Origin of the sequence: Dinoroseobacter sp. S124A (genome assembly GCF_049801015.1) — a bacterium.
Classification (GTDB): Bacteria; Pseudomonadota; Alphaproteobacteria; order Rhodobacterales; family Rhodobacteraceae; genus Dinoroseobacter.
Genome location: NZ_JBNAGD010000002.1, coordinates 273317 through 296314, shown reverse-complemented (window position 1 = coordinate 296314; position 22998 = coordinate 273317). Strand labels below are relative to the sequence as shown.

Sequence of the window (22998 nt, the reverse complement as noted above, 5' to 3'; positions counted from 1 at the left end):
TTGCCGAAATGGACCCAAAGCAAGAGGTTGACTCAGCAAACACGAAGCTAGCACTTGCGCCGCTAAATCGCCTGGTGCTCGTAGAGGTACGATTCAAGCCTTCTCAGCTGACACAATTTCATTCGGCGCTGCGCTGGCATTTGTGATTTGCAGCATTTGGGAGGTTTGGGCTCTTTGCGGCCGAATGTGATCGCAGTGTTGGCTTGTCTCATGCGCATCGGTCAGCGGCCATCCGCTCGGACTGCATGATGAAATAGCCAGCGCGGTGCTGGTGATTGGGTTTGAAGGGTGGGCTGGAGGGCAAACCATGCCACGAGTCCAACCTCCTGCAATCACCTCGAAACGCAGAGCTTGGAACAAGGGGCGGATCATCGGTCAAAAACGCCCGTCGCTGCCAAAACAGGTCTGGGCAATCCGGGCGCGGCTTGAACTTGCGGGTTATCCGCGCGATCTGGCTTTGTTCAGCATCGCCATCGATTGCAAGCTGCGCGGCTGTGAACTCGTCAAATTGACCGTGTCTGACCTTGTAAAAGACGACCGCGTTCGGGAACGCGTTTCCGTGACCCAATGCAAGACTAAGCGACCAGTTCAGTTCGAACTGGCCGAAAATACGCGTGAAGCCGTCTTATCTTGGGTCAAAGCTCCCGAGATGTTTGCATGTCGCTTTATCTTTCCCAGCCGCTTCCATGACCGGCCACATATCTCAACGCGCCAGTATGGACGATTGGCGCGAGATTGGATCACTGCGATCGGGCTAGAACCGAGTGGATATGGCACCCCCCACTTCGGCGAGCAAAAGCCGCGGAGATTTATCGAAAGACCGGTAATCTGCGCGCGGTGCAACTGTTGCTCGGTCACACCAAGGTTGACAGTACAGTGCGCTACCTTGGCGTTGAACTCAAAGACGCGCTGAGTATCGCAGAGCGCATCGACATCTAGCGCAACTTGGCGAGCGGTACTGCCATTCGCCACTTCAAAGCGGATATCTGTACCTGTTGCGGCATTGGTCGGTGCTGAGCCCAGACCGACTAAGATTGTACATGGTAGCGAAAGTCGGCTGGGGGTGCCCCCCGTCACATGGTTAGCGGAGGGCTGTATGTTCTAGAGGGCTTTTCAGAAGATTACTTTGTCATCTCCTTCTGCCCAGAAATCGCGGATACGTGCTCCGTCTTCATAGCCATTCTGAGCGTAAAACTTGCGCGTCAATGCAAAGTCTTCTGTGCCAGATGTGTCCACGATCAAGACGCGTTGCCCCTTTTCCTTTAGGTGCTGCTCGACAGCATGTGCCAATGCCGCCCCCAACCGTTTACCTTGCAAATCTGGCCGCACCGCGAGGGCGAGCATATTCCAAGTGCCATCGGCCAAGTCTCAAGGAACCGTATAGGCGAGACCAACCGCCTTCCCACCACTATGGCAGGTCGGCCAAAAGGCTTCTGTTTCGCCCGCGAGTGACGGAGCCAGCAAGTCTGGCAGCATCTCTCTCGGGAATAGCTCGGTTCCGTCCAGAACGGCTTGGAGTCCTGCAATATCGTCGGATGACGTCGATTTGATGATTGGGTTTGTCATTTTCTGTTTGTCCTTATCGGTTGTCGTATTGTGGGTTCACGGAGCGAATGCCGAGCCTTGTGGCCGGGTAAGGTCGTCCGTTCTCGGATTTGATGAACCGCCGTTTCTTCAAGCGATCAAAGAGCCTCAACGTGAAATTGGTCAGTACATGACCGTCGCGTGTGGAGCATGAAACTTCGTGCACTTCGCAGTTCGTCATTCACTCAAAATGGATGGGTCTACCTTGCGCCAGAACGTGCAAAACACGCTGTTCGGGTTTTGAGAATTTCATTGGATGGTCTCGTGGGCTTGTGTCAGCCGAAAACTCTTCCGGCATCGCGCGCGGAAGTCTTTTGGTTCAAGATGGTCCAATCAGGTGGGCGTTAGCAGCGGGCCACAATCGTAGACATAGGATCTCCAGCGCCCTGAGTCCGTACAGCGCGTACCAAGGAGCTAGTGCGACATGTACCAATTAGCAAACGAACATTTGGCAATCAAATTCAACGGCAGCGAGTTCCGCGTCTTGCCGGAGAAGAAAGCCGTAGCGAATGGTCAGATTGGTTGCTACCTGATTTTGTCCGATCTAATGGCCGGTTTGATGCAAATCGCTGCGCCGCCGAAACGAATCCGCCGCAAGAGCGAGCAGATGCTGCGCCAGCAATAGCTGCACCAGCATAAGTCCGCTCCGTCCGCAACGCTGCTGTTTGCTGGCAAATAGAATTGCTTTTCTTGGAATTGCCTGACCAAACAACGCTCACAGATTTAACCGATTGTTTTGGAGTGCAAAATCAATCTCGCGCCCCCGTGCATCATCAGCACCACCGAGACGTGCCTCCGTTTTTCCCAGTGCCTCCACGTCGGAAAGGGCACGTCCTGCCTTCAGGAACTCAAATTCTCCATTGGCACCACAGGGCACCGTACGCATCGCGCCTTGTGGAGGCCCTTCCATGTCGGCTTGACGCGGTTGGTACTGCCGGACGCGTGCGGGAGGGTGGCCGCGCAAGCTCTCTTGGCGAAGTTGCAAAGGCTGCACGTCCCTCATCGGCACGTTCGCCCAGGGGTCTTAACGTAAGCCGTGGCCCGCCCTAGCGCGAAAGCGCGTCTTTCAGGGCTGGATAGAGCGCGTGGTAGCGGTCGTAGATCTCGTCATAGGCCGCAACCGCCTGGGGGTTCGGCTCGATCACGCGGCCCGGTTTGACCATGGCCGCGATCCCCTCATCGATGCTCGCGAAATAACCCGCCCCGTGGGCCGCGAGGATCGCTGAGCCGAGCGTCGGCCCGTCGGTGGAGGCCGGGATGCGCACGGGGATCCCGGCGGTATCCGCGTGGATCTGCATGAAGAGCTCGGAGTTTGTCGCCCCGCCCCCGGCCACCATCTCGCTGCCCTGATAGCCGCCTTTGGCAAAGGCCTCGAGGATCGCGCGGGTCCCCATGGAGATCCCTTCCATGATCGCGCGGAACACGTGGTGGGGTTCATGGGCCAGGGTCAGCCCGGTGATCGCCCCGCGCGAGAGCGCATCCGTATAGGGCGTGCGGTTGCCCTGGAAGTGGTCCTGCACCACCAGCCCCTCGGCCCCGGGCGGCAGGGCGGTGGCCTTGCGGTTCATCTCGTCGAAATCAAGCTCACCGCCGACGAAGCGGCGCAGCCAGTTGATCACCGACCCGGTGGAGGTCTGCCCCCCCTCGATGATGTAGCGATCCGGATAGACGATATCCGCGTAAGCCCCCCACATGCCCGGCGCGTGAAACGGGGTCTCGGTCACGCCGAATTGCAGGTGGGAGGAGCCGGTGATCAGGCAAAGTTGCCCGGGCCGAGCCACGCCGAGGCCGATCATCCCGATCAGCGCATCCGCCCCGCCTTGCACCAGTTTGGTGCGGGTGGTGAGCCCCAGCGCCTCGGCGGCGGCGGGGGTCAGCGGGCCGACGACCTCGCCCGGGGCGGCCACGCGCTCGGGCCATTTCTCGACCAGATCACCCATGCCGAGCGCGGTCACGAGGCTCGACGCCCAGCCGCCCTCGCGATTGGCATAGTGCCAGCGCAGGCCGACATTGTTCAGCGAGGCGCAGCGCTGCCCGGTCAGGCGCAGGGTGAGGTAGTCCTGATACTCGCAGATGGTCGCGGCGGCGTCATAGATCTCGGGCTCGTTGCGCTTGAGCCAAAGCGCCTTGGGGATCATCCATTCCGCCGAGACCGGCCCGGCCCCGTCCGAGTTCAGGCGCAGGCGCGGATCACCAGTGGCGAGCACCGCCTCGGCCTCCTTGTCGGCGCGCACATCCATCCACATGAGCGCGGGCCGCAGGGGCGCGCCGGAGGCATCCAGCGCCACCACCGTGCAGCAGGTGGTCGCATAGGCCATCGCCTCGACCTGATCGCCGGAGATCCCGGCCTCGGCCAGGCTGGCGCGGGTGGCCACGCAGAGACTGGTCCACCAGTCCTCGGGATTCTGCTCGGCCCGGGCGCCGGGCGAAAAGGTCGTCTCATAGGGTTCCGCATGGGAGCCGACGCAGGTGCCGTTCAGGTCATAGATGCGGACGCGCAGGCTTTCGGTGCCGCCATCGGCGGTCAAGACATAGGCCATACTCCCCTCCTCCCTTGGGTCGTCACTGGTGTCTCAGGATGCCGCGAGAATGGCGGCGACATCTGCGGTCGCGTCCCAATGCGGCATATGCCCGGTCTCTACCATGTGGCAGGCGACATGGGGCGGCAAGTGAAAGGCGTGCGCGCGCGGGATGATGCGGTCGGCGAGCCCGAAGATCGCGGTGACGGGCATCTGCCCGGCCAGCGCGCGCAAGGGGCCCAGCGTGTCGATCCGCTGCGTATCGCCGCGCGCCATAGAGGTGGCGAGCCCGGTCAAGCGCTGCCCGCGCAACTCCTGCGCCATGGCCGTCAGCGCGGCACTGTCCAAGGCGGTGGCCTTGGGACCGAGGAGCCGCATGAGATGGGCCAGCTCGCCGGGACCGGGGGCCGCGGCCATGCTGGTCAGGAACCCGCCATGGATCTCCAACCCGCAACCCGCCGGGGCCAGCAGGGTCAGTCGGGCCACCTGTCCGGGCTGGCGGCGGGCGGCTTCGGCAGCCACATAGGCGCCCAGTGAATGGCCTAGCAGATGCACGGGTGCAGACTGGCGGGCGAGGTCATCGGTCAGCCAGTCCACGAGATCCGCGACCGCACCCGCCTCGGCCGGGTTGCGGCCATGGCCCGGCAGGTCCGGCGCCGAGGAGCTGAGGCCGGCGCGCTGCAACTCTGCCCGCAGGGCCGCCCAGTTGGCCCCAAGCCCGGCATAGCCATGGACGCAATAGACCGGTGCGGTTGCCCCGGCCTGCCGCGCGACGCGTGGGGCGGCGGGAGCGCCCGCGCCCGGGATCAGGGCGCGCACATCGCCCGCCTCGATCCGGCCGCGCCGTCCGGTGCCCGGGATCTGGTCAAGGGCAAGACCGCCCTCGCGCGCAAGGCGCCGGGCGAGCGGCGTGGCCCGCAGGCGCGCGGTGCCCGGGGCCGGCCCGGACGGCGGCGGCGTGTCGGGGTCCGGGGTCTGAGGCGCGGGCGCCGCCTCTGCCTCTGCCGGGTCCTCCTCGTCGATCCCGTCCCAGGGATCCGCCGTCTCGATCTCGGCAATCGGCGTGCCGACCGAGACCACATCGCCCGGGGCCACGAGGGTTGCGAGCAAGGTGCCGTTCCCCAGCGCGGGGTATTCCACCATTGTCTTGTCGGTCTCGACCTCCAGCAGCGGATCGCCACGCTTGAAGCTCTGGCCCGGGGCGACCAGCCATTCGGCGACCGTCGCCTCCTCCATCGTCTCGCCGAGGCGCGGCATGGGCAGGGTCAGCCTCGTGAACTCGCTCATCGAACCATCTTTCGGGCGGTCTCGACGATCAGCTCGGGCGTGGGGACCGAGTTCTGCTCCAACAGGGGCGAGACCGAGATCGGGATGTCCTCGCCTGCCACGCGGATCACGGGTTCTTCAAGGAAATCAAAGCATTCCTCGGTGATGCGTGCGGCCAGTTCCGCCGCCACACCGCAGGTCATCACCCCTTCGGAGACGACCATGGCGCGGCCAGCCGCCTCGACCAGCGGGCGGATCGTGTCGAAATCGAGCGGGTTGAGCGTGCGCAGATCCACGACCGCCGCCGCGATGCCGTGATGGCTCAGCAAGGTCTCGGCGGCAGCCAGCGCATGATGGACCTGCCGCGAATAGGTGACGATCACCAGATCGCCGCCCGCGCGCAGGACCTGCGCCTGGCCCCACGGGGCGGTCTCCTCCTCCGGGTCGAGCGCGCCCTTCATCGTATAGAGCCCCTTGTGTTCGATGAAGACCACCGGGTCGGGCTGCTGCAAGGATTGCCGCAAAAGGTGATAGGCATCGGCCACCGTCGCGGGCATGGCCAGCCGCAGGCCCGGCGTGTGCATCACATACGCCTCGAGGCTCTGGCTATGCTGCGCCCCCGCCGAGCGCCCGGTTCCGCCCTGGGTGCGCAGGACCATGGGCACGCCGATCTGACCGCCGAACATGTAGCGGATCTTGGCCGCCTGATTGGCGAGCTGATCCATCGTCATGCCGATGAAATCCACATACATCAGCTCGGCCACCGGGCGCAGGCCGGTCATCGCGGCCCCCACGGCGGTGCCGACAATCGCCGCCTCGGAGATCGGGGTGTCGATCACCCGGTCCGCGCCGAAGCTCTTGATCAGGTCCTTGGTCACGCCATAGGCGCCCCCATAGCGGCCCACTTCCTCACCCATCAGGATCACGCTCTCATCGGCCTCCATCGCCTCGGAGAGGGCCAGCCGGAGGGCGTCGCGATAGGTCGTCTCGATCTGCGCCATGGGACTACTCCTGCGCCAGAATGCGGTCGAGACGGGTGCGCACGGGCTCCGGCTCGGGCTGCGAGGGGTCATAGACATCGCGGAACATGGAGGCCATCTGCGGCTCTTTCCCGGCGATGGCATAGTCGATCGAGCCGTCCATCTCGGCGGCAATCCGGTCATCCAGCGCGTCGAGCTCGGTTTCGGTCATCTGGCCTGTCGCGATCAGCTTTTCGCGGGCCTGCTGGACCGGGTCCTTCTGACGGCCCATCTCTTCCTCGGCGGCGTCGCGATAGGGGGACTTGTCCTTGCGGGCATGACCATAGAACCGGTAGCAATCCACCGCGAGAAAGGCGGGCTTGCCTGCCCGCGCCCCGGCCATGAGCTCGGCGGCGGCCTCGGCCACATCCTCGACCGCGAGCCCGTCCACCGTCCGCGCCGCGAGGCCAAAGGCCTCGGCCCGCTCATGCAGGCGCGGATTGGCCGTGGCCTGATCGATCCGCGTGCCCATGCCGTATTGGTTGTTGATGCAGACGAACATCACCGGCAGGGACCAGAGCGCGGCCATGTTCATGCTTTCATAGAGGATCCCCTGCCCGGTCGCGCCATCGCCGAAAAACGCGACCGAGACCTTGCCGCTTTTCTGTTGGCGTGCCGCGAGCCCCGCGCCGACCACGGCCGGAATGCCGCCGCCGACAATGGCGTTCGCGCCGAGATGGCCTAGCCCCATATCCGCGATATGCATGGAGCCGCCCTTGCCCCGGCAATAGCCGCTCTCCTTGCCTGCGATCTCGGCCATCATCCCGTTTGGATCGGCCCCGCGCGCGAGGAAAATCCCGTGCCCCCGGTGGTGGGTGGTGAAGGTATCCCCCTCTTCCATGGCAGCACACACGCCCACGGCGGTGCTTTCCTCGCCGATCGACAGATGCAGCATGGAGCCCGCGGACTGGCCGCGCACGAACAGCTCGCCCACGCGCTCTTCGAAGCTGCGCACCCGGCGCATCTCGGCATAGAGCTCTGGCAGCGTTGAGTTTTTCATGTCTGTCCTTTTCCCGGATCGCGTCAGATCAGCCCGTATTGCCGCGCCTTGTTGCGCAGGAAGGGCAAGCCGTTTTCCATCACCTCGGCCTCGCCCGAGGCCACGGGCCGCCAGACCGAGAGGCCAAAGGCGATCTCGGGGGGCATGTCGATGAAGCTTTCCATGGCGAGCCCGCCCTTGAAGCCGACCGCGCGCAGGGCGGAATAGATCTCGTCCCAGGCGATGGTCCCGGCCCCGGGCGTGCCCCGGTCGGATTCCGACAGGTGGATGTAGCGCAGGTGCTCGCGGGCATCGATGATGCCCTGGGCGATGCCCTTTTCCTCGATATTCATGTGGTAGGTGTCGAGATGGACGAACATGTTCTCGGCTCCGATCCGCTCGATCATCTCGACCGCCTGCCAGCCGGTGTTGAGCAGATGGGTCTCGTAGCGGTTCACCGGCTCGATCCCGAAAAGCAGCCCGAGGGATTTGGCATGGGCCGCCGCCCGGGTCAGGGCATCGGCCACATTGTCGAGCTCGGCGGTGGTCGGCGGCTTGCCGGTCCGCTCGCCGATCCCGCCATAGACGACCCCCGACAGCGCCTCGGAGCCCATGGCCGCGGCCTTGTCCAGCGCCTGTGTCAGGAACGCGACCGCGCCGTCCGGGTTGTGCGAGGCCCAGACCGCCTGCGGCAGGCCCAGCGAGCAGACCGAGCGCATCTCGGCTGCCTCAAGCACCTGACGGCTGTGCTCGGCATCCACGCTGGGCGGGTCGAGCAAGGCGATCTCGAGAAAATCCATGCCATAGGACTGGGCCTTGGCCACCGCCTTTTCGCAGCCCGCCCGGTCCCAGGACATGGTCCACATGCTGGTATGCACGCCGAAGCCTTCCATTACACCTCCCCCTTTTCGCTTGCCGCGACGAGGCCCTTGGCCAGCCGCTCATCCACCAGAAGCTTTTTCACGAAGCCCGCCCGCAGCACCGCGATGGTGGCGGCGAGCTTGCCGAGACCGGCGGCGAGCAGCACGGTCTCCATACCGGCCATATCCGCGGGCTGGACACAGGGCGTGCAGCGGTTGAGCTCGATATCGGCCACCGTGCCATCGGCCTTGTAGAACACCCCGCAGCAATCCCCGACCACATCCGCATCGCGCAATTGCTGGATCTGCGCGGCGCTGAAGATGTCGCTGTCAAAAAGGATCGCGCCCTCGCGGCATTCGCCGACGCTCATCAGCGCGTGGTCGGCCTTGCGCGCCACATCCATGGCCTCGCGCACGAGGCGCTGGGACATGATCCCGGCGCAGGCCTCGGCACTGTCGGTGACAAAGGGTGCGGGCATCAGGATGGCGCGCCCGCCGGTCTGGGCCGCGAGCCGCACGCAGACATCCCCGGGCGCCGTATGGGAGGCATAGGTGACCGAGCCCATGAGCGACACGAAGGTCAGCCCGGAATTGCGCACGCCGGTCAGATTATCGGCCATCGACGACAAGGTCCGCCCCCAGCCGAGCCCGACCGTGGCCTGCCGGTCCGAGCCCGCGATCCGGGCAAGATAACCGCTGGCCAAGATGGCGACGGCGTTGCGTGCCAGCGCCTCATCCTCGGTCTCGGCACCGATGGGTGCGACCTGCACCTCTTGCAGGCCAAAGGCCGCGACCAGCCGATCCGCCAGCTCCAGCGTCCGCGAAGTGCGATGTTCGACCGCGATTCGAACCAATCCCTGGGCCCGTGCATCCGCCAGCATCCGTAGCACCTTGAAGCGCGAGATCCCGAGCCGTTTGCTGACCTCCTGCTGGCTGAGATTGCCAACGTAATAAAGCCACGCGGCTTGGGCGATGTCGTTATCCGCCTGACGTTTCTGCATCAACATGGGCGTTCCGGGGCCTCCCCGCGAGCTGCGACAAAATGGCTTGACCGAGGGTTTCGTGCTTATATAGTCACAAACGTGCAGTCAATGCACAAGTGTGATCCAAGCGCCCCGAGACATATGCCCGAGCATAGGCAGGCGCTTGATAAGTCACAGGTTATTTGCGCCGGCGGGTCCCCCGCCGGACGGGAGAAGAACCCGCATCCGCGGGCTTAGGGAGGAAGAGATGAAGACCAAGATTACATTGCTGGCCAGTGCCGCATGCGCTTCGGCAGCCCTCATGGGGACACAGGTGGCCGCGGATGGTCATTCCAAGGACATTGCCACCGTGGTCAAGATCGCGGGCATCCAGTGGTTCAACCGGATGGAGGAAGGCGTCAAGAAATTCGCCGACGAATCCGGCATGAACGCCTTCCAGGTCGGGCCCGCCCAGGCCGACCCGCAGCAGCAGGTCGCGCTGATCGAGGACATGATTGCCCAGGGTGTCGATGCGCTCGCGGTGGTTCCGATGTCGCCCGAGGCGCTGGAGCCCGTGCTGGGTCGCGCCATGGAAGCCGGCATTGCCGTGATCACCCACGAGGCCGCCGCCCAGCAGAACACGACCTATGACCTCGAAGCCTTCGTGAACGAGGATTTCGGCGCCAACCTGATGGAACAGCTCGCGACCTGCATGGGCGGCGAAGGGGAATATGCCGTCTTTGTCGGCTCGCTCACCTCGCAGACCCATAACCAGTGGGTCGATGGTGCGATTGCCCATCAGGAGGCGAATTATCCGAACATGACCCTGGTTGGCGACAAGAACGAGACCTTCGACGACGCCGAGCAGGCCTATACCAAGGCCCAGGAAGTGCTGCGCGCCTTCCCGAACATCAAGGGCATGCAGGGCTCGGCCTCCACGGATGTGGCTGGCATCGGACGCTCCATCGAAGAGCGCGGGATGGAGGATGCGACCTGCGTCTTCGGCACCTCCCTGCCCTCGATCGCGGGCCAGTATCTGGAAACCGGCGCCGTGGATGGCATCGGCTTCTGGGATCCGGCCGTGGCTGGTGAGGCCATGAACAAGCTCGCCGTCATGGTGATGAATGGCGAAACGGTCACCGATGGCATGGATCTGGGCCTGCCGGGCTACGAGAACATCTCGCTCGACGGCAAGGTCATCTATGGCCAGGCCTGGGTGAATGTGGATGCGGGGAACATGGCGGACTACCCGTTCTGATCACTCCCGAGACGGGGCGGCCTTCGGGCCGCCCTGGCTTTTCAAGACATCCCTGATTGAAGTTGGCTGTTCATGTCCCCGACACGTGACACCGCGTATATTGACCTGCGCGCGATAACGAAACGCTACGCGGGGGTCACCGCGCTCGATTCCGTTGATTTTACCGTCCAACCCGGCGAAGCGGTCTGTCTGGCCGGCGAGAACGGATCCGGCAAATCGACCCTCATCAAGATCATCTCGGGCGTGGAGCCCGCCACCGAAGGCATGGTGCGCATCGCTGGCGAGGACCAGCCGGACCTGAACCCGCGGATCTCGGCGGCGGCGGGCGTGATGGTGATCTTTCAGGATTTCTCGCTCTTTCCGAACCTGAACGTGGCCGAGAACATCGCCTTTGCCACGCAACTGTCGACCCATGAGCGGTTCTTCAACCCGCGCGCCAGCCGCGAGATCGCCCGCAAGGCGCTGGACCGTATCGGGGTCGAGATCGACCTCGACGCCCGGGTCGAGACCCTGCCCGTGGCACAAAAACAGCTTGTCGCGATCTGTCGGGCGCTGGCCTCGCAGGCGCAATTGATCATCATGGATGAGCCGACCACGGCCCTGACCGAGAAGGAGGTGCGCCGCCTGCAGGGCATCATCCGGATGCTGAAGGACGAAGGCGTCGCCGTGATCTTTGTCAGCCACAAGCTGGCCGAAGTGCTGGAGGTGTCGGAGAAGGTCGTCGTGCTGCGCAATGGCAAGAAGGTGGCCGAGGGGCCCGCCTCGGACTTCGACACGCAATCGCTGGCCTATCACATGACGGGCCGGGACGTGCCCGAGGTGCCGCCCAGCGACCATGCCGCCGGGGCCGAAGCCCTGATGGAGGTGCGCGGGTTGCGCAAGCAAGGCTCCTTCGAGGATATCAATTTCGAGCTGCGCGCGGGCGAGGTTCTGGGGATCACCGGGCTTCTGGGCAGCGGGCGGACCTCGGTCGCCAAGGCGCTGTTCGGGCTGGTCGCGCCGGATGCGGGCACGATCACCGTGGACAATGCGGCTGTGCCCACGGGCGATCCGCAGGCGGCCTCCATGGCGCGGATCGGCTATGTGCCCGAAGACCGTCTGACCGAGGGGCTGTTCCTGAGCCAGTCGATCCTGCGCAATGTCGCCATCGGGCGGCTCGATGCCCATGTGAACAACGGCATCCTGAATATGCGCAGCCTCGTGGACGAGGCCTCAGGCTGGCTCAAGCGGCTCAAGGTGAAGGCCCCGGATGTGACCGCGCCGGTGCAGTCCCTGTCGGGTGGCAACCAGCAACGCGTTGCGCTGGCGCGCTGGCTGTCGCGCGCGCCCCGGGTGCTGGTGCTGAACGGGCCGAGCGTGGGGGTGGATGTGGGCTCCAAGGCCGATATCCACGACATCATCCGCGATCTGGCCAGTCAGGGGATCGGGATCATCGTGATCTCGGATGACCTGCCGGAGCTGCTGGCCACCTGCCACCGTATCCTCGTGATGCGCGACGGCCGGATCGTCGACGCCCTGGACGGACGGGTGGCCACCGAGGACGATCTGGCCCGCAGGTTGGCGTCATGAGCGGCCTTCTCCCCAAGGATTTCTGGACCCGGAACGAGACCCTCGTGGCCGGGGTCATCGCCCTTTTCTGCATCATCGCGACCCTGTCGGATCCGCGCTTTTTCACCATCACCACGGTCTCGGACCTGCTGCGCGCCTCGATTGTCATCGGCATCCTCGCCGTGGGCGCGATGCTGGTGCTGGTCTCGGGCGGGATCGATGTGAGTTTCACGGCCATCGCGGTCTTTGCGATGTACGCATCCTCAGTGGTGTTCCTCGCGATCTGGCCCGAGGCGCCCTGGCCGCTGATCTTTGTGGTTTCGATCCTGTTCGGGGCCTTATTGGGTGCGATAAACGGGTTTTTCATCGCCTTTCTGGGCTTGCCCACGCTGATCGTGACCCTGGGCACCCTCTCGATCTTTCGCGGCTTCCTGCTGACCTTCGTGGGGTCGCAGCGGATCTCGGCCCTGCCCCCCTCCATGCGGGATTTCTCGCGCGGGGTGCTGGCGCGGGGTACCACCGAGGCCGGGAACTTCTACTCGATCCCCTGGTCGGTGCTGGCCCTTCTGGCGGTGATCGTGCTGACCTGGTTCATCCTGCAAAAGACCATGCTGGGCCGGTCGATCTATGCCATTGGCGGCTCGGTCGAGAGCGCGCGGCGGATCGGCATCAACGTGAAATGGACGCAGTTCTTCGTCTATGTCTATGTCGGCGCGCTCGCGGGACTTGCAGGTATCATCCATGGCTCGGTCGGGCGCATGGCGGACCCGTTCTCGCTGGTGGGGCTGGAGCTGTCGGTGATCGCCGCCGTGGTGCTGGGCGGGGCGCGGCTGATCGGGGGCTACGGCACATTGACGGGCACGCTGCTGGGCGTGGCGCTGATCGTGATCGTCCAGAACAGCCTGATCGTCATCGGCATTCCGACCACATGGCAATCGGTCACCATTGGTCTTCTGATCCTCTTGGGCACGGGCGTTCCTGCCTACCGCGCCAAGCGGGCCGCGGCACGGGCGGGGTAAGGATTTCATGAGCAAGCAAGCCTCCACTTCGACCTTCACTGCCGCGCCGGAATTCCGGCTGCTGGTGATCGCCGTCTTCGTCTTCGGGCTAATGGCGGTGCTGTCACCGGACCGGTTCCTGTCGTCGCAGAACCTGACCTCCATGGCATTCCAGTTCCCGGAATTCGCCATCCTCGCATTGGCGATGACGCTGGCGATGATGACCGGCGGGATCGACCTGTCGGTGGTGGGGATCGCGAATCTCTCGGCGGTGATCGCGGCGTTGATCCTCACGCAATTCACCAGCCCCGAGATGGCCGCCGGGCAATCGGCGATCTGGCTGGCCATCGCGATCACGGCGGCGCTCTGTATCGGCGCCATTGCAGGGCTGGCCAATGGCTGCCTTGTGGCGTTTTTCGGCCTGCCCCCGATCCTCGCAACCCTGGGCTCGGGCCTCGTTTTCACGGGCTTTGCCATCGCCATGACCGGCGGCAGCGCTGTGATGGGCTTTCCGGGCACCGTGGCGCTGATCGGCAATGCGCAGGTCATGGGCGTGCCGGTGCCGCTCATCCTCTTCGCGCTGCTCGCGGTGATCCTGCACCTCATTCTGACGCGCACGGCCTTTGGCTTGCGGGTGACCATGTACGGGGCCAACCCGCTGGCGGCGATCTATGCGGCGATCGACATCAACCGGATGCTCCTGAAGGTCTATGTGATCGCGGGGATGTTTGCCTCGATCGCCGGGCTGATCATCATGAGCCGGGCGAACTCGGCCAAGGCGGATTACGGCTCGTCCTACCTGCTGCTGGCGGTGCTGATCGCGGTGCTGGGCGGGGTGAACCCCTATGGCGGCTATGGACGGGTGATCGGCGTGGTGCTCGCGGTGCTGTCGATGCAGTTTCTGTCGAGCGGGCTCAACATGCTGCAGGTCTCGAACTTCGCGCGCGAGCTGATCTGGGGCGCGCTTCTGATCCTCGTGATGGTGATCAACACCAATGCTTTGGCCACCCTGCGCAACAGCTTCGCCAAGGCTCCAAAATAAGCGAGACAGTCTGACCGGGAGGAGGACGACATGAAAAAGCTACTCAACCGACCCGAGGATTACGTGGACGAGATGTTGGCGGGCCTGACCGCTGCGCATCCGGAGTATTACCGGCTCCATGGCGAGAGCGGCAAGGTCGTCGCCCGCGCCACCCCCGGCAAGGCGGGCAAGGTCGGGATCGTGACCGGCGGCGGCTCGGGGCATCTGCCGGTCTTCACGGGCTATGTGGGCACGGGGCTTCTGGATGCCTGCGCGATTGGCGATGTCTTCGCCTCCCCTTCGGCCGAACAGATGGCCGACGCGATCCGCGCCGCCGATACCGGCGCGGGTGTGCTGCGGCTTTATGGGAATTACGGCGGCGACGTGATGAATTTCGACATGGCCGGGGAGCTGGTGGAGTTCGACGATATCGACTGCACGACGGTCCTCTTGGCCGATGACGTGGCCTCTGCCCCGCCCGAAGAGCGCAAGAAACGGCGCGGTGTGGCGGGCATGGTCTATGCATTCAAGATGGCCGGGGCCGCCGCCGAGGCCGGGCAGGATCTGGCCGCGGTGACCGCCGTAGCCCAGAAGGCCGCAGATGCCTGCCGGTCCGTGGGCGCGGCCCTGTCGCCCTGCACGGTGCCGCAAGCGGGCAAGCCCACCTTCGAGATCGCCGAGGACGAGATGGAGATGGGCATGGGCATCCATGGCGAGCCCGGGGTCTGGCGCGGCAAGCTGCGCAGCGCCGACGAGGTCGCCTCCGAGATGATGGACCGCCTGCTGGCGGACATGCCGCTGGCCGAGGGGGACCGGGTCTCGATCATGGTCAACTCGCTCGGCGCGACCCCGCCCGAAGAGCTCTATATCCTCTACCGCATCGTCAAGGCGCGGCTCGACGCGGTGGGGGCCACCGTCGTGATGCCGCTCGTTGGGCGCTATGCCACCTCCATGGAGATGGCCGGGGTGTCCTTTACGCTCTGCAAGCTCGATGACGCGCTCGAGGCCCTGCTCACCGCGCCCTGTGACTGCGCGTTCTGGAGGGTGTGATGGCGATCACCCGCGAGACGCTTCTGGCGGCCATCGACCGGATCACCGCCGCGATGGAGCGGGATTTCGACATGCTCAACAGCGCCGATGGGGCGCTTGGGGATGGCGATCTGGGTGTGACCATGACCCGGGGGATGCGGGCGATCTCTGAGCGCAAGGAGGCGCTGCCCGAGGATCTGGGCATGGCGCTGCTGAGCTGTGCCAAGGCCTTCACGGAATCCTCCGGCTCTTCTTATGGCACGCTGATGGCCACGGGGCTGATGAGTGCGGCCAAGGCCCTGCGCGGCCAGACCGAGATCGCGCCCGAGGCCATGGCCGATCTGATCGCGGGCGCGCGCGACAAGATGCAGGAGCGTGGCAAGGCCGAACTTGGGGGCAAGACCGTGCTCGACAGCCTCGATGCGCTGGCCAAGGCCCTCGCCGAGGCCGCGCCGGGGGCGCGCGCGGCCGCTGCGTCCCGCGCCGTGGATGAGGCCCTCGACGCGTTTCGCGACAAACCCGCCACGGTCGGGCGGGCGCGGATCTTTGGCGAGAAAAGCATCGGGATGGATGATCCGGGCATGCTGGCCATGCACTCGGTGGTCAAGGCGGCCGTCGCCGCCGAATGAGCCCGCCGCCCTCGCCCGTTCAGGTGTCTAAGCATTTGCCATACAACGCAAGATTGTAAAATTATCTAGACAGGAGGAACGCCCAAGACTGTTGACAGATTCACTTACGTAAAGCGATCATGACCCCTCATGGAGCACGACCGACACACAGATCTCGGCGGGCTTTGATGAGACATTGGGAGGAAAATATGACTTACAAATCCTGTATTGCCGGGCTGCTGCTCGGAACCATGCTGACTGGCCCAACCCTGGCCCAGGACAACATGGAAAAACTCAGCAACATGCAGAAGACCGACGCGACCTTCACCTTCATCGATCAGGAAGGAGAACGCGCCACTGCGCTGACCAACATCCTGGAGCATATCAACGTGCCCGACGGGTTCGAGGTGAGCCTCTATGCCGTGGTGCCGGATGCACGTTCCATGGCCATGGCCCCGCAGGGCACGGTGCTTTTTGCCGGAACACGCAAGGACAAGGTCTGGGCGATCGTGGACCGCGACCGGGACCGGGTGGCCGATGAGGTCAAGGACTTCGCCCCCTCGGTGACCTTCGACATCCCGAACGGCCCCTGCTTCTCGCCGGACGGGTTCCTCTATATTGCCGAGCGCAACCGCATCCTCGTCTTCCCGGCGGCGGAGTTCTTCTTTGAGAGCCCGGATATCGCCGTGGGCACGGTCGTCGCTCAGGGCGAGCTGATCCCCGAGGAGGAAGAGAGCTTCAACCACTCGGCGCGGGTCTGCGATATCGGCCCGGATGGCAAGCTCTATGTCTCGCTTGGCCAACCGCATAACGTGCAGCCCGTGGACAAGATCGAGCTCTATGACGAGATCGGCATCGGCGGGATCATCCGCATGAACACCGACGGGTCCGAGCGCGAGGTCTATACCCGCGGCGTGCGCAACTCCGTGGGGCAGGATTTCAACCCGGCCACGGGCGAGCTGTGGTGGACCGACAACCAGGTCGACGGCATGGGCGACGACATCCCGCCGGGCGAGCTGAACCGGCAGACCGAAGCGGGCCAGCATTTCGGCTTCCCCTGGACCAACAGCCGGATCGAGATCATCTCGGAAAGCGATGCGCCCCGTCCCGAGGGCGTGAGCTTTGTCGAGCCGCAGCTTGAACTGACCGCCCATGCGGCGGATCTGGGCATGCGGTTCTACCATGACAGCAGCTATCCCGAGCAGTATCACGGCGGCATCTTTTGGGCCCAGCATGGGTCCTGGAACCGGACCGAGCCCGTGGGCGCCCGGGTGATGTTCACCGCGCTGGATCCGGAAACTGGCGACGCGGTCGGGGCCGAGGTCTTTGCCGATGGCTGGCTCAATGAAGAGACCGGCGAATATCGCGGACGTCCCATGGATATCGAGTTCCTGCCCGATGGCTCCATGCTGATCTCCGACGACTTCGCAGGCGCGATCTGGCGCATCGCCTATGTGGGCATGGCCGCTCAATGAGGCTTGTCGCCATCACTCTTCTCGGCGGGCTGATGCTCGCCGGGGGGACCCCCGTCTTCGCGGGCGACCCCGCCGCGGGCCGCAAGATCGCCAATATGTGCCGAACCTGTCACGGGGTGGACGGCTATGCGGCGATCCCGATCGCCCCCCATATCGGCGGCGAGCCGAAGGAATATCTCGAAGCGCAGCTCATGGCCTTCAAGACCGGGGCGCGTGCCCATGAGATGATGAGCGTGGTGGCCTCCGGGCTTTCGGCGCAGCAGATTTCGGACGTGTCGGCCTGGTATGCGAACCACCGGGTCGTGGCCACCCTGCCCGAGGGGGTGAGCGCCGAACAGGCCCCGGCGGCCTGCGTGTCCTGCCATGGCGCGGACGGGATCTCGGTCCTGCTCGATGCGCCCAATCTGGCCGGCGAGGTGAACATCTATATCGACACGCAGCTCAAGGCCTTTCGCAGCGGCAAACGCCAGCATGAGATCATGACCGAGATTTCGGCGGATCTCAGCAATGAGGAAATCCGGGCCCTGGCGGAGTGGTACGCCAACATCACTTTGGACATCCAGCCCGCCGAATGACCGAAGGGGCCGGCCCTGACCAGGGCCTCCCCCACCGCCTCAGATCAGACCGTCTTCGCCGCCGTAATGGCGGTCCGGGTAATCCGCATGGAGCGCCTGATCCGCCGGGCTGAACCGGGGCCGCGCGAAGTTATGCTGGTGCCAATAAGGATAAAGCAGCGGCAGACGGCTCACATCGTTCAGCCGGGTCAGCTCCTCCTCCGACAGCACCAGATCCACCGCCCGGAAGTTCCGCTCGAACTGGTCCGCCATGCGTCCGCCCACCACGAGCGAGGCCACCGCCGGACGGGTCAGCAACCAGGCAAGTGCGACCTGCGCGGCCTCGACGCCATGGGCCTCGCCGATCTCGGTCAGGGCATCGACAATCGTCCAGAGCCGTTCCATGTCGCGGATCGGCGGCTCGTCCCAGCCCTGAGCCTGCCGCGAGCCTTCGGCGAGCCCCGCGCCGCGCTGGTGCTTGCCCGACAAGAGCCCCGCCGCGAGCGGCGACCAGACCTGCACGCCGAGCCCTTGATCCACCGAGAGCGGTAGAAGCTCGTATTCCGCCTCCCGCGCTTCGAGCGTGTAGTGGATCTGCTGGGCGACAAAGCGACTGGCATGGCTCGGTGCCGCGGCGAGGGATTTCATCACCTGCCAGCCGGAGTAGTTCGAGCACCCGGCATAGCGCACCTTGCCCTGCTGGATGAGCGTGTCGAGGGCGGCAAGTTTCTCCTCGACCGGGGTAAGGCCATCCCATTCATGCATGTAGTAGAGGTCGATATAGTCCCGGCGCAGCCGCTTGAGCGAGCGCTCGCATTCCCGGATCAGGTGCCAGCGCGAGACGCCCTCGTCGTTGGGCCCTGCCCCCATGGGCATCCGCGCCTTGGAGGTGACGAGCACATCGTCATCGCGCCCGTTGAGGATCTCGCCAAGGATCTCTTCTGACAGGCCGGTGGAATACATGTTCGCGGTGTCGAACATGTTCACACCGTGATCGAGGCAGGTGTCGACCAGCTTGCGCGCCTCGGGCACGCCCTGACTGGCGGTGCGCCCGAAGGCCCCCTGCCCGCCGAAGGTGAAGGTTCCCATGGTGATGACCGAGATCTTGAGCCCCGTCCGTCCGAGCATGCGGTATTGCATGGCGCGCCTCCCCTAGCTTGCTGTCTCTGTGTCATTGCGTGGCCCGTAACTCTGAAAGGCCACGAGCACTTCGGCGATCTCAGCCTCGCTCAGAAGCTGGGCCGCGCCGCCGATGCTGCTGAAGAGATAGGTCCGCGCGAGGGTCTCAAGCTCTTCGAGGCGCCAGCGGGCCTTCTCGATGGTCTCGCCCAGCACGGTCGCCCCGTGATTGGCCATGAGGCAGGCATGGCGATCGGCCATGATCTCGGCCATGTTCGCGCAGAGCTCAGGACTGCCGAACAGCGCGTAATCCGCCAGCGGCACGTCATGGCCGCCAAAGGCCGCGATCATGTAGTGGCAGGGCGGGATCGCCCGGCGCTGCACCGCGAGCACGCTGCAATAGGGTGGATGAGCGTGCAGGACCACGGGCATATCCGGACGGGCCTGGTGCATCCCCTGATGAAAGGGCCATTCCGAGGACGGTTTCGGCCCGGAGGCCGGAGGCAGATCCGCCAGCGGGATCGTCACCATCGCCTCCGGCGTCAGCTCTTCATAGGGCACACCCGAGGGGGTGATGAGGATGCCTTCCGCGATGCGGGCCGAGATATTGCCCGAGGTCCCCTGATTGAGGTGGCGCGCATTCATCCACAGGCAGGCATCGATCAGCGCCTGACGGGTCTCGGTCGTATCGGGCAGCGGGGCGGCGGGTGGTGGGGCGGGCGTCGGGCTCATGGGGTTCTCTCCAACAGGTCTTGGGCGATCCGGGTGCTGGTGGCGAGATGGGTGACAAAACCACCGCGCAGGGCGGCGCGGGCCGGTTCTGCCCGGCCTGGGCCAGCCGCCACCAGCAGGGCCATATCCTTGCCGCGCATCTGGTCGAGCGTGACCCCGATCATCCGCTCCTCGACCTCGGTCACCATGGGCGCACCCGCCTGATCGATCAGCCGTCCGCAGATCACGCCCGTGGCCCCCTTGGCGCGGTAGCCTGCAATCGCCTCGGCACTCAGGATCCCGCTGCGCACCACATGGGCATCGCCATCACAGGTCCCGCAGGCCAGCACGGTCTTGTTGCAGCCCGCCAGCGCTTCGAGCTGGGACCGGACCACGGGCTCGTCGCACAGCGCATCGCGCAGGGTCTTGTTCGACAGGATCAGGGGCACATGCAGGTTGATGCACTGCCCCCCCAAACGCTGGGCCAGCATCGCCGTGCAGGTCTCAGCGGCAAAACCAAGCGCGGCCGGGCGCGAGCCCAGAAGCTGGATCACCGTCAGGTCAGGGATCGGATCGGGCGGCACCTTCTGCGCCATCTGATAGACCGTCGCCCCCCAGGAGACGCCCAGCCGGTCGCCGGGCTCCAGCAGGCGCGGCAGCCAGTCGGCGGCAGCCTGGGTGACCCGGGCCGCCCCCTCGGGCTCGGCGGGGTCATCGGGAATGACCAACGCTTCGGCCAGACCGTAGACCGCGCAAAGCTCGGCGGCGAGCCTGTGGCCGCGAAACACATCGCTGTCCAGATGCAGTCGCACCCAACCCCGCGCCCGCGCTTCGTTGAGGTAATTCACGACCGAGGCCCGGCTGATCCGCATCCGCTCGGCGATCTCGGTCTGGTTCAGACCGTCATGGTAATAGAGCCAGGCCGCCTCGATGAAGGGCGCATCGTCCCGCGGCGCGAGCCGGGCGGGATCCGCCGCGCCGCGCGCCTTTGCCGGTGGAAGGACCTGTGCCGGCACGCGTTACTGCGCCGCCTGCGCGAAATCCGGAAACAGCCCGGCCAGCCCGGACGCCGACGCCTCGCAGACCCCGCGCTCGGTGATCAACCCGGTCACCAGCCGGTTCGGCGTCACGTCAAAGGCCGGGTTTCCGCCCGGCGTGCCATCGGGCGTAACCTGCACCGCGCCAATCGCGCCCGCCTCGGTCCGGCCCTGAATATGGGTGATCTCGCGGCTGTCGCGCTCTTCGATGGGGATCTCGGCCACGCCATCGGTGACGGTCCAGTCGATGGTCGGCGATGGCAGCGCCACATAGAAGGGCACGTCATTGTCCCGCGCTGCGAGCGCCTTGAGATAGGTGCCGATCTTGTTGCAGACATCGCCCTGCCGGGTCGTGCGATCCGTGCCGGTGATCACCATGTCCACCATGCCGTGCTGCATCAGATGCCCGCCCGCATTGTCGGTGATATAGGTGTGCGGCACGCCATGCTTGCCCAGCTCCCACGAGGTCAGCGCGCCTTGATTGCGCGGACGGGTTTCGTCCACCCAGACCTGCAGCGCGATCCCCGCATCATGGGCATGATACATCGGGCTCGTGGCCGTGCCCCAATCCACCGTCGCCAACCAACCCGCATTGCAATGGGTCAGCAGGCGCACAGGCTCTCCGGCGGGTTTTTTCGCCGCGATCTCGCGGATCAGGGCGAGACCATGCTCGCCGATCTGGCGGTTGATTTCGACATCCTCATCCGCGATCTCATGGGCCAGCGTGAGCGCCGCCGCCGCCCGGTCGCCCTCGGCCAGAGGCCGCAGGGCCGCCCGGCACCGATCCAGCGCCCAACGCAGGTTGATCGCCGTGGGCCGGGTTTTCTCGAGGAAGGTCCAGGCCGCATCCATATTCCCGTCCGAGGGATCCTCGGCCATGGCCAGCGCCATGCCATAGGCCGCCGTTGCCCCGATCAGCGGCGCGCCCCGCACCCGCATCTGGAAAATCGCATCCGCGTAATCCTGCATGCTGGCCACCGGGACCACGCGGAATTCATGGGGCAGCCAGCGCTGGTCGATGATCTCCAGAACGCCCTTCTCGGCGTTCCACCACAGGGATCGGTAATGCGTGCCGTCGATCTTCATAGAACGTCCTTTCCATTGAATTCCCGCGCCATGGCGCAGACCTCGGCGGCTGTCAGCCCCCCATCGGCAGCGTGGATCAACGCTGCCCCCATCGTCAGGTTGCGCGCCTCCAGAGGGGCGCGGATCGCCGGGTCGGCGATCTCTTCGAAATCGGCGTTATGCGCCAGGGACAGGCAGCGTCGGTGCATCTCGATCCCGCAGACCGCCCATGCGTCGCGCCAGATCCCCGCCAGCACCTCGGCGCAGGCAGGACCACTGTCATGGCCCTGATCCTCGAACAGCGTCCGGGGATAGAGGATCCCCGTGCGCTCGGTCTGCCACAGGTGCCGGAACTCGGTCTCGAAAGTGGCGCAGGTCTCGTCGATCAGGCCGAGGATCCAGGCCTGATATGTCTCAAGCTCAGCGCCGCGATGGGCGGGTTGGCTGAAATAGGCCATCAGGAAATTCGCGCAGAGCATCCCGATGTCAAACCCGAGCGGCCCGTATTGCACAAACTCTGGATCAATCACCCGGCTGTCATCTGCGGTCGACATGATGGAGCCGGAATGCAGATCCCCATGGACCATGGTCTCGGCATTGGAAACGAAGCGCTGCAGCGCGCGCTGCGCCTTGATCTTGAGCGCCACATCCCCGCGCAGCTCGGCCACCACCGGGCCCAGCCCTTCGGTGTGGTTGTTCATCTCCGCCTCGAAATACGGATCGGTGAAGACCAGCGCCTCGGTGATCGCCGGGATCTCGACATTGCCCGCAAAGAGCGCCGCATCCGCCTTCTTGTCGCCGCTGGCCATGGACAGCTCGGAGCCGCGAAAGGCCGTGCGCGCGCAGAACCGGCCGAGAAACCCCGCGAGCCCCGCCACATGCTCGCCCGCGATCAGCTTGCGTCGCAGGATGACATGGGGGGCGAGAAACTCCATCACGATCAGCGCCTGCGCCTCGTCGAAGTGATAGATCTCGGGCACGGATCCGGGGTCGCGCGCAGCCTGACGGGTCAGGGCGTGATGTTCGTAGAAAGCGCGGTAGAGCGGCAGGGGCCAGCTGTCGCCCACAAGACGCACGTAAGGAAGCGCCTGTTTCACAATGGCTTTTCCCGCAGGCCCCGAGACGATGAACACAAGGTTCAGGTTACCGTCGCCCACTTCCTCGACCTGCCACGCGCCGGCCTCTGGCCCAACTTTGGCCGCCAGAACCGCGATCCCTGCAAGGCGGTCCGGCAGTGTTTCCACCGTCAATGCCTCATACGCCGCGCCTGTCGTCATCAGCGCCCTCCCTGTCCGCTCTCATGCCGTCGCTCTTCTGCGTAGCTTTCAATTTATACTTATGTCAATTCGTTTGACAAATGTATTTCTCCGCGCCTACCGTGACCGA

General features: G+C 64.9%; 22 protein-coding genes and 1 pseudogene. 10 read left to right on the top strand and 13 right to left on the bottom strand.

Annotated elements, in window-relative coordinates; translation table 11 throughout:
* The first annotated feature begins 307 nt into the window (after positions 1–307).
* A pseudogene (locus ACP15I_RS06310) lies at positions 308–939 on the top strand (tyrosine-type recombinase/integrase).
* Between the two features lie 174 nt (positions 940–1113).
* Here the strand turns inward: ACP15I_RS06310 and ACP15I_RS06305 are convergent.
* On the bottom strand, positions 1114–1344 hold the full coding sequence (locus ACP15I_RS06305; RefSeq protein ID WP_424974400.1) for a GNAT family N-acetyltransferase: 231 nt from the start codon (positions 1342–1344) through the stop codon (positions 1114–1116).
* Between the two features lie 235 nt (positions 1345–1579).
* Positions 1580–1765, bottom strand: coding sequence for a YjhX family toxin (locus ACP15I_RS06300; protein WP_424974399.1), 186 nt, complete (start codon positions 1763–1765; stop codon positions 1580–1582).
* A 243-nt stretch (positions 1766–2008) separates the two neighbouring features.
* On the opposite strand from ACP15I_RS06300, the gene ACP15I_RS06295 reads away from it, so the two are divergent.
* Entirely contained in the window at positions 2009–2209 is a 201-nt protein-coding gene (locus tag ACP15I_RS06295) for a hypothetical protein (protein WP_424974398.1), read from the top strand.
* 421 nt (positions 2210–2630) lie between these two features.
* On the opposite strand, the gene ACP15I_RS06290 is transcribed toward ACP15I_RS06295, so the two are convergent.
* Genes ACP15I_RS06290 through ACP15I_RS06265 form a run of 6 tightly spaced genes read right to left on the bottom strand, consistent with a single transcriptional unit; the run spans position 2631 to position 9234 of the window.
* Positions 2631–4124: an FGGY-family carbohydrate kinase gene (locus ACP15I_RS06290; protein WP_424974397.1), complete on the bottom strand. Its 1494-nt coding sequence runs from the start codon at positions 4122–4124 to the stop codon at positions 2631–2633.
* Between the two features lie 33 nt (positions 4125–4157).
* Positions 4158–5390, bottom strand: coding sequence for an acetoin dehydrogenase dihydrolipoyllysine-residue acetyltransferase subunit (locus ACP15I_RS06285; RefSeq protein ID WP_424974396.1), 1233 nt, complete (start codon positions 5388–5390; stop codon positions 4158–4160).
* The gene (locus tag ACP15I_RS06280) at positions 5387–6370 is read right to left on the bottom strand and encodes an alpha-ketoacid dehydrogenase subunit beta (RefSeq protein ID WP_424974395.1); all 984 of its coding nucleotides are present in this window, start codon (positions 6368–6370) and stop codon (positions 5387–5389) included. Before ACP15I_RS06280 ends, ACP15I_RS06285 begins: the two co-directional genes overlap by 4 nt.
* Positions 6371–6374: 4 nt before the next feature.
* The gene (locus ACP15I_RS06275) at positions 6375–7388 is read right to left on the bottom strand and encodes a thiamine pyrophosphate-dependent dehydrogenase E1 component subunit alpha (protein ID WP_424967864.1); all 1014 of its coding nucleotides are present in this window, start codon (positions 7386–7388) and stop codon (positions 6375–6377) included.
* A 23-nt stretch (positions 7389–7411) separates the two neighbouring features.
* Complete coding sequence (locus ACP15I_RS06270) at positions 7412–8260, bottom strand: sugar phosphate isomerase/epimerase family protein (protein ID WP_424967863.1); 849 nt, start codon at positions 8258–8260, stop codon at positions 7412–7414.
* Positions 8260–9234 carry a sugar-binding transcriptional regulator gene (locus ACP15I_RS06265; RefSeq protein WP_424974394.1) on the bottom strand — a complete coding sequence of 325 codons (975 nt, stop codon included), beginning with the start codon at positions 9232–9234 and terminating at the stop codon, positions 8260–8262. The genes ACP15I_RS06270 and ACP15I_RS06265 overlap by 1 nt, the downstream gene beginning before the upstream one ends.
* Positions 9235–9457: 223 nt before the next feature.
* On the opposite strand from ACP15I_RS06265, the gene ACP15I_RS06260 reads away from it, so the two are divergent.
* The 8 genes from ACP15I_RS06260 (at position 9458) to ACP15I_RS06225 (ending at position 17701) form a co-directional block, all read left to right on the top strand.
* Positions 9458–10447: an autoinducer 2 ABC transporter substrate-binding protein gene (locus ACP15I_RS06260; RefSeq protein ID WP_424974392.1), complete on the top strand. Its 990-nt coding sequence runs from the start codon at positions 9458–9460 to the stop codon at positions 10445–10447.
* 72 nt (positions 10448–10519) lie between these two features.
* Positions 10520–12016 (top strand): sugar ABC transporter ATP-binding protein, encoded by a 1497-nt coding sequence (locus tag ACP15I_RS06255; RefSeq protein WP_424974391.1) that lies wholly within the window; start codon positions 10520–10522, stop codon positions 12014–12016.
* Positions 12013–13014 (top strand): ABC transporter permease, encoded by a 1002-nt coding sequence (locus ACP15I_RS06250; RefSeq protein ID WP_424974390.1) that lies wholly within the window; start codon positions 12013–12015, stop codon positions 13012–13014. The genes ACP15I_RS06255 and ACP15I_RS06250 overlap by 4 nt, the downstream gene beginning before the upstream one ends.
* A 7-nt stretch (positions 13015–13021) precedes the next feature.
* Complete coding sequence (locus ACP15I_RS06245; RefSeq protein ID WP_424967858.1) at positions 13022–14035, top strand: ABC transporter permease; 1014 nt, start codon at positions 13022–13024, stop codon at positions 14033–14035.
* A 30-nt stretch (positions 14036–14065) separates the two neighbouring features.
* Positions 14066–15064: a dihydroxyacetone kinase subunit DhaK gene (locus ACP15I_RS06240; RefSeq protein WP_424974389.1), complete on the top strand. Its 999-nt coding sequence runs from the start codon at positions 14066–14068 to the stop codon at positions 15062–15064.
* Positions 15064–15672: a dihydroxyacetone kinase subunit L gene (locus ACP15I_RS06235; RefSeq protein ID WP_424974388.1), complete on the top strand. Its 609-nt coding sequence runs from the start codon at positions 15064–15066 to the stop codon at positions 15670–15672. The genes ACP15I_RS06240 and ACP15I_RS06235 overlap by 1 nt, the downstream gene beginning before the upstream one ends.
* Positions 15673–15860: 188 nt before the next feature.
* Positions 15861–17126, top strand: coding sequence for a PQQ-dependent sugar dehydrogenase (locus tag ACP15I_RS06230; protein ID WP_424974387.1), 1266 nt, complete (start codon positions 15861–15863; stop codon positions 17124–17126).
* Positions 17123–17701 carry a c-type cytochrome gene (locus tag ACP15I_RS06225; protein WP_424967854.1) on the top strand — a complete coding sequence of 193 codons (579 nt, stop codon included), beginning with the start codon at positions 17123–17125 and terminating at the stop codon, positions 17699–17701. The genes ACP15I_RS06230 and ACP15I_RS06225 overlap by 4 nt, the downstream gene beginning before the upstream one ends.
* 39 nt (positions 17702–17740) lie before the next feature.
* Here ACP15I_RS06225 and ACP15I_RS06220 read toward each other — a convergent pair whose 3' ends face one another.
* From ACP15I_RS06220 to mtnK, 5 genes are read right to left on the bottom strand one after another with little or no spacing between them, the layout of a single operon-like run.
* Positions 17741–18820: an aldo/keto reductase gene (locus tag ACP15I_RS06220; RefSeq protein WP_424974386.1), complete on the bottom strand. Its 1080-nt coding sequence runs from the start codon at positions 18818–18820 to the stop codon at positions 17741–17743.
* A gap of 12 nt (positions 18821–18832) precedes the next feature.
* Positions 18833–19531: a class II aldolase/adducin family protein gene (locus ACP15I_RS06215; protein WP_424974385.1), complete on the bottom strand. Its 699-nt coding sequence runs from the start codon at positions 19529–19531 to the stop codon at positions 18833–18835.
* Positions 19528–20526, bottom strand: a complete 999-nt coding sequence (locus tag ACP15I_RS06210) for a sugar-binding transcriptional regulator (protein ID WP_424974384.1) — start codon at positions 20524–20526, stop codon at positions 19528–19530. The genes ACP15I_RS06215 and ACP15I_RS06210 overlap by 4 nt, the downstream gene beginning before the upstream one ends.
* A gap of 3 nt (positions 20527–20529) precedes the next feature.
* Complete coding sequence (mtnA, locus tag ACP15I_RS06205) at positions 20530–21633, bottom strand: S-methyl-5-thioribose-1-phosphate isomerase (protein ID WP_424974383.1); 1104 nt, start codon at positions 21631–21633, stop codon at positions 20530–20532.
* A complete protein-coding gene (gene mtnK / locus ACP15I_RS06200) occupies positions 21630–22889 on the bottom strand; it encodes an S-methyl-5-thioribose kinase (protein WP_424974382.1) in 1260 nt (419 codons plus the stop codon). The genes mtnA and mtnK overlap by 4 nt, the downstream gene beginning before the upstream one ends.
* Positions 22890–22998 lie beyond the last annotated feature (109 nt).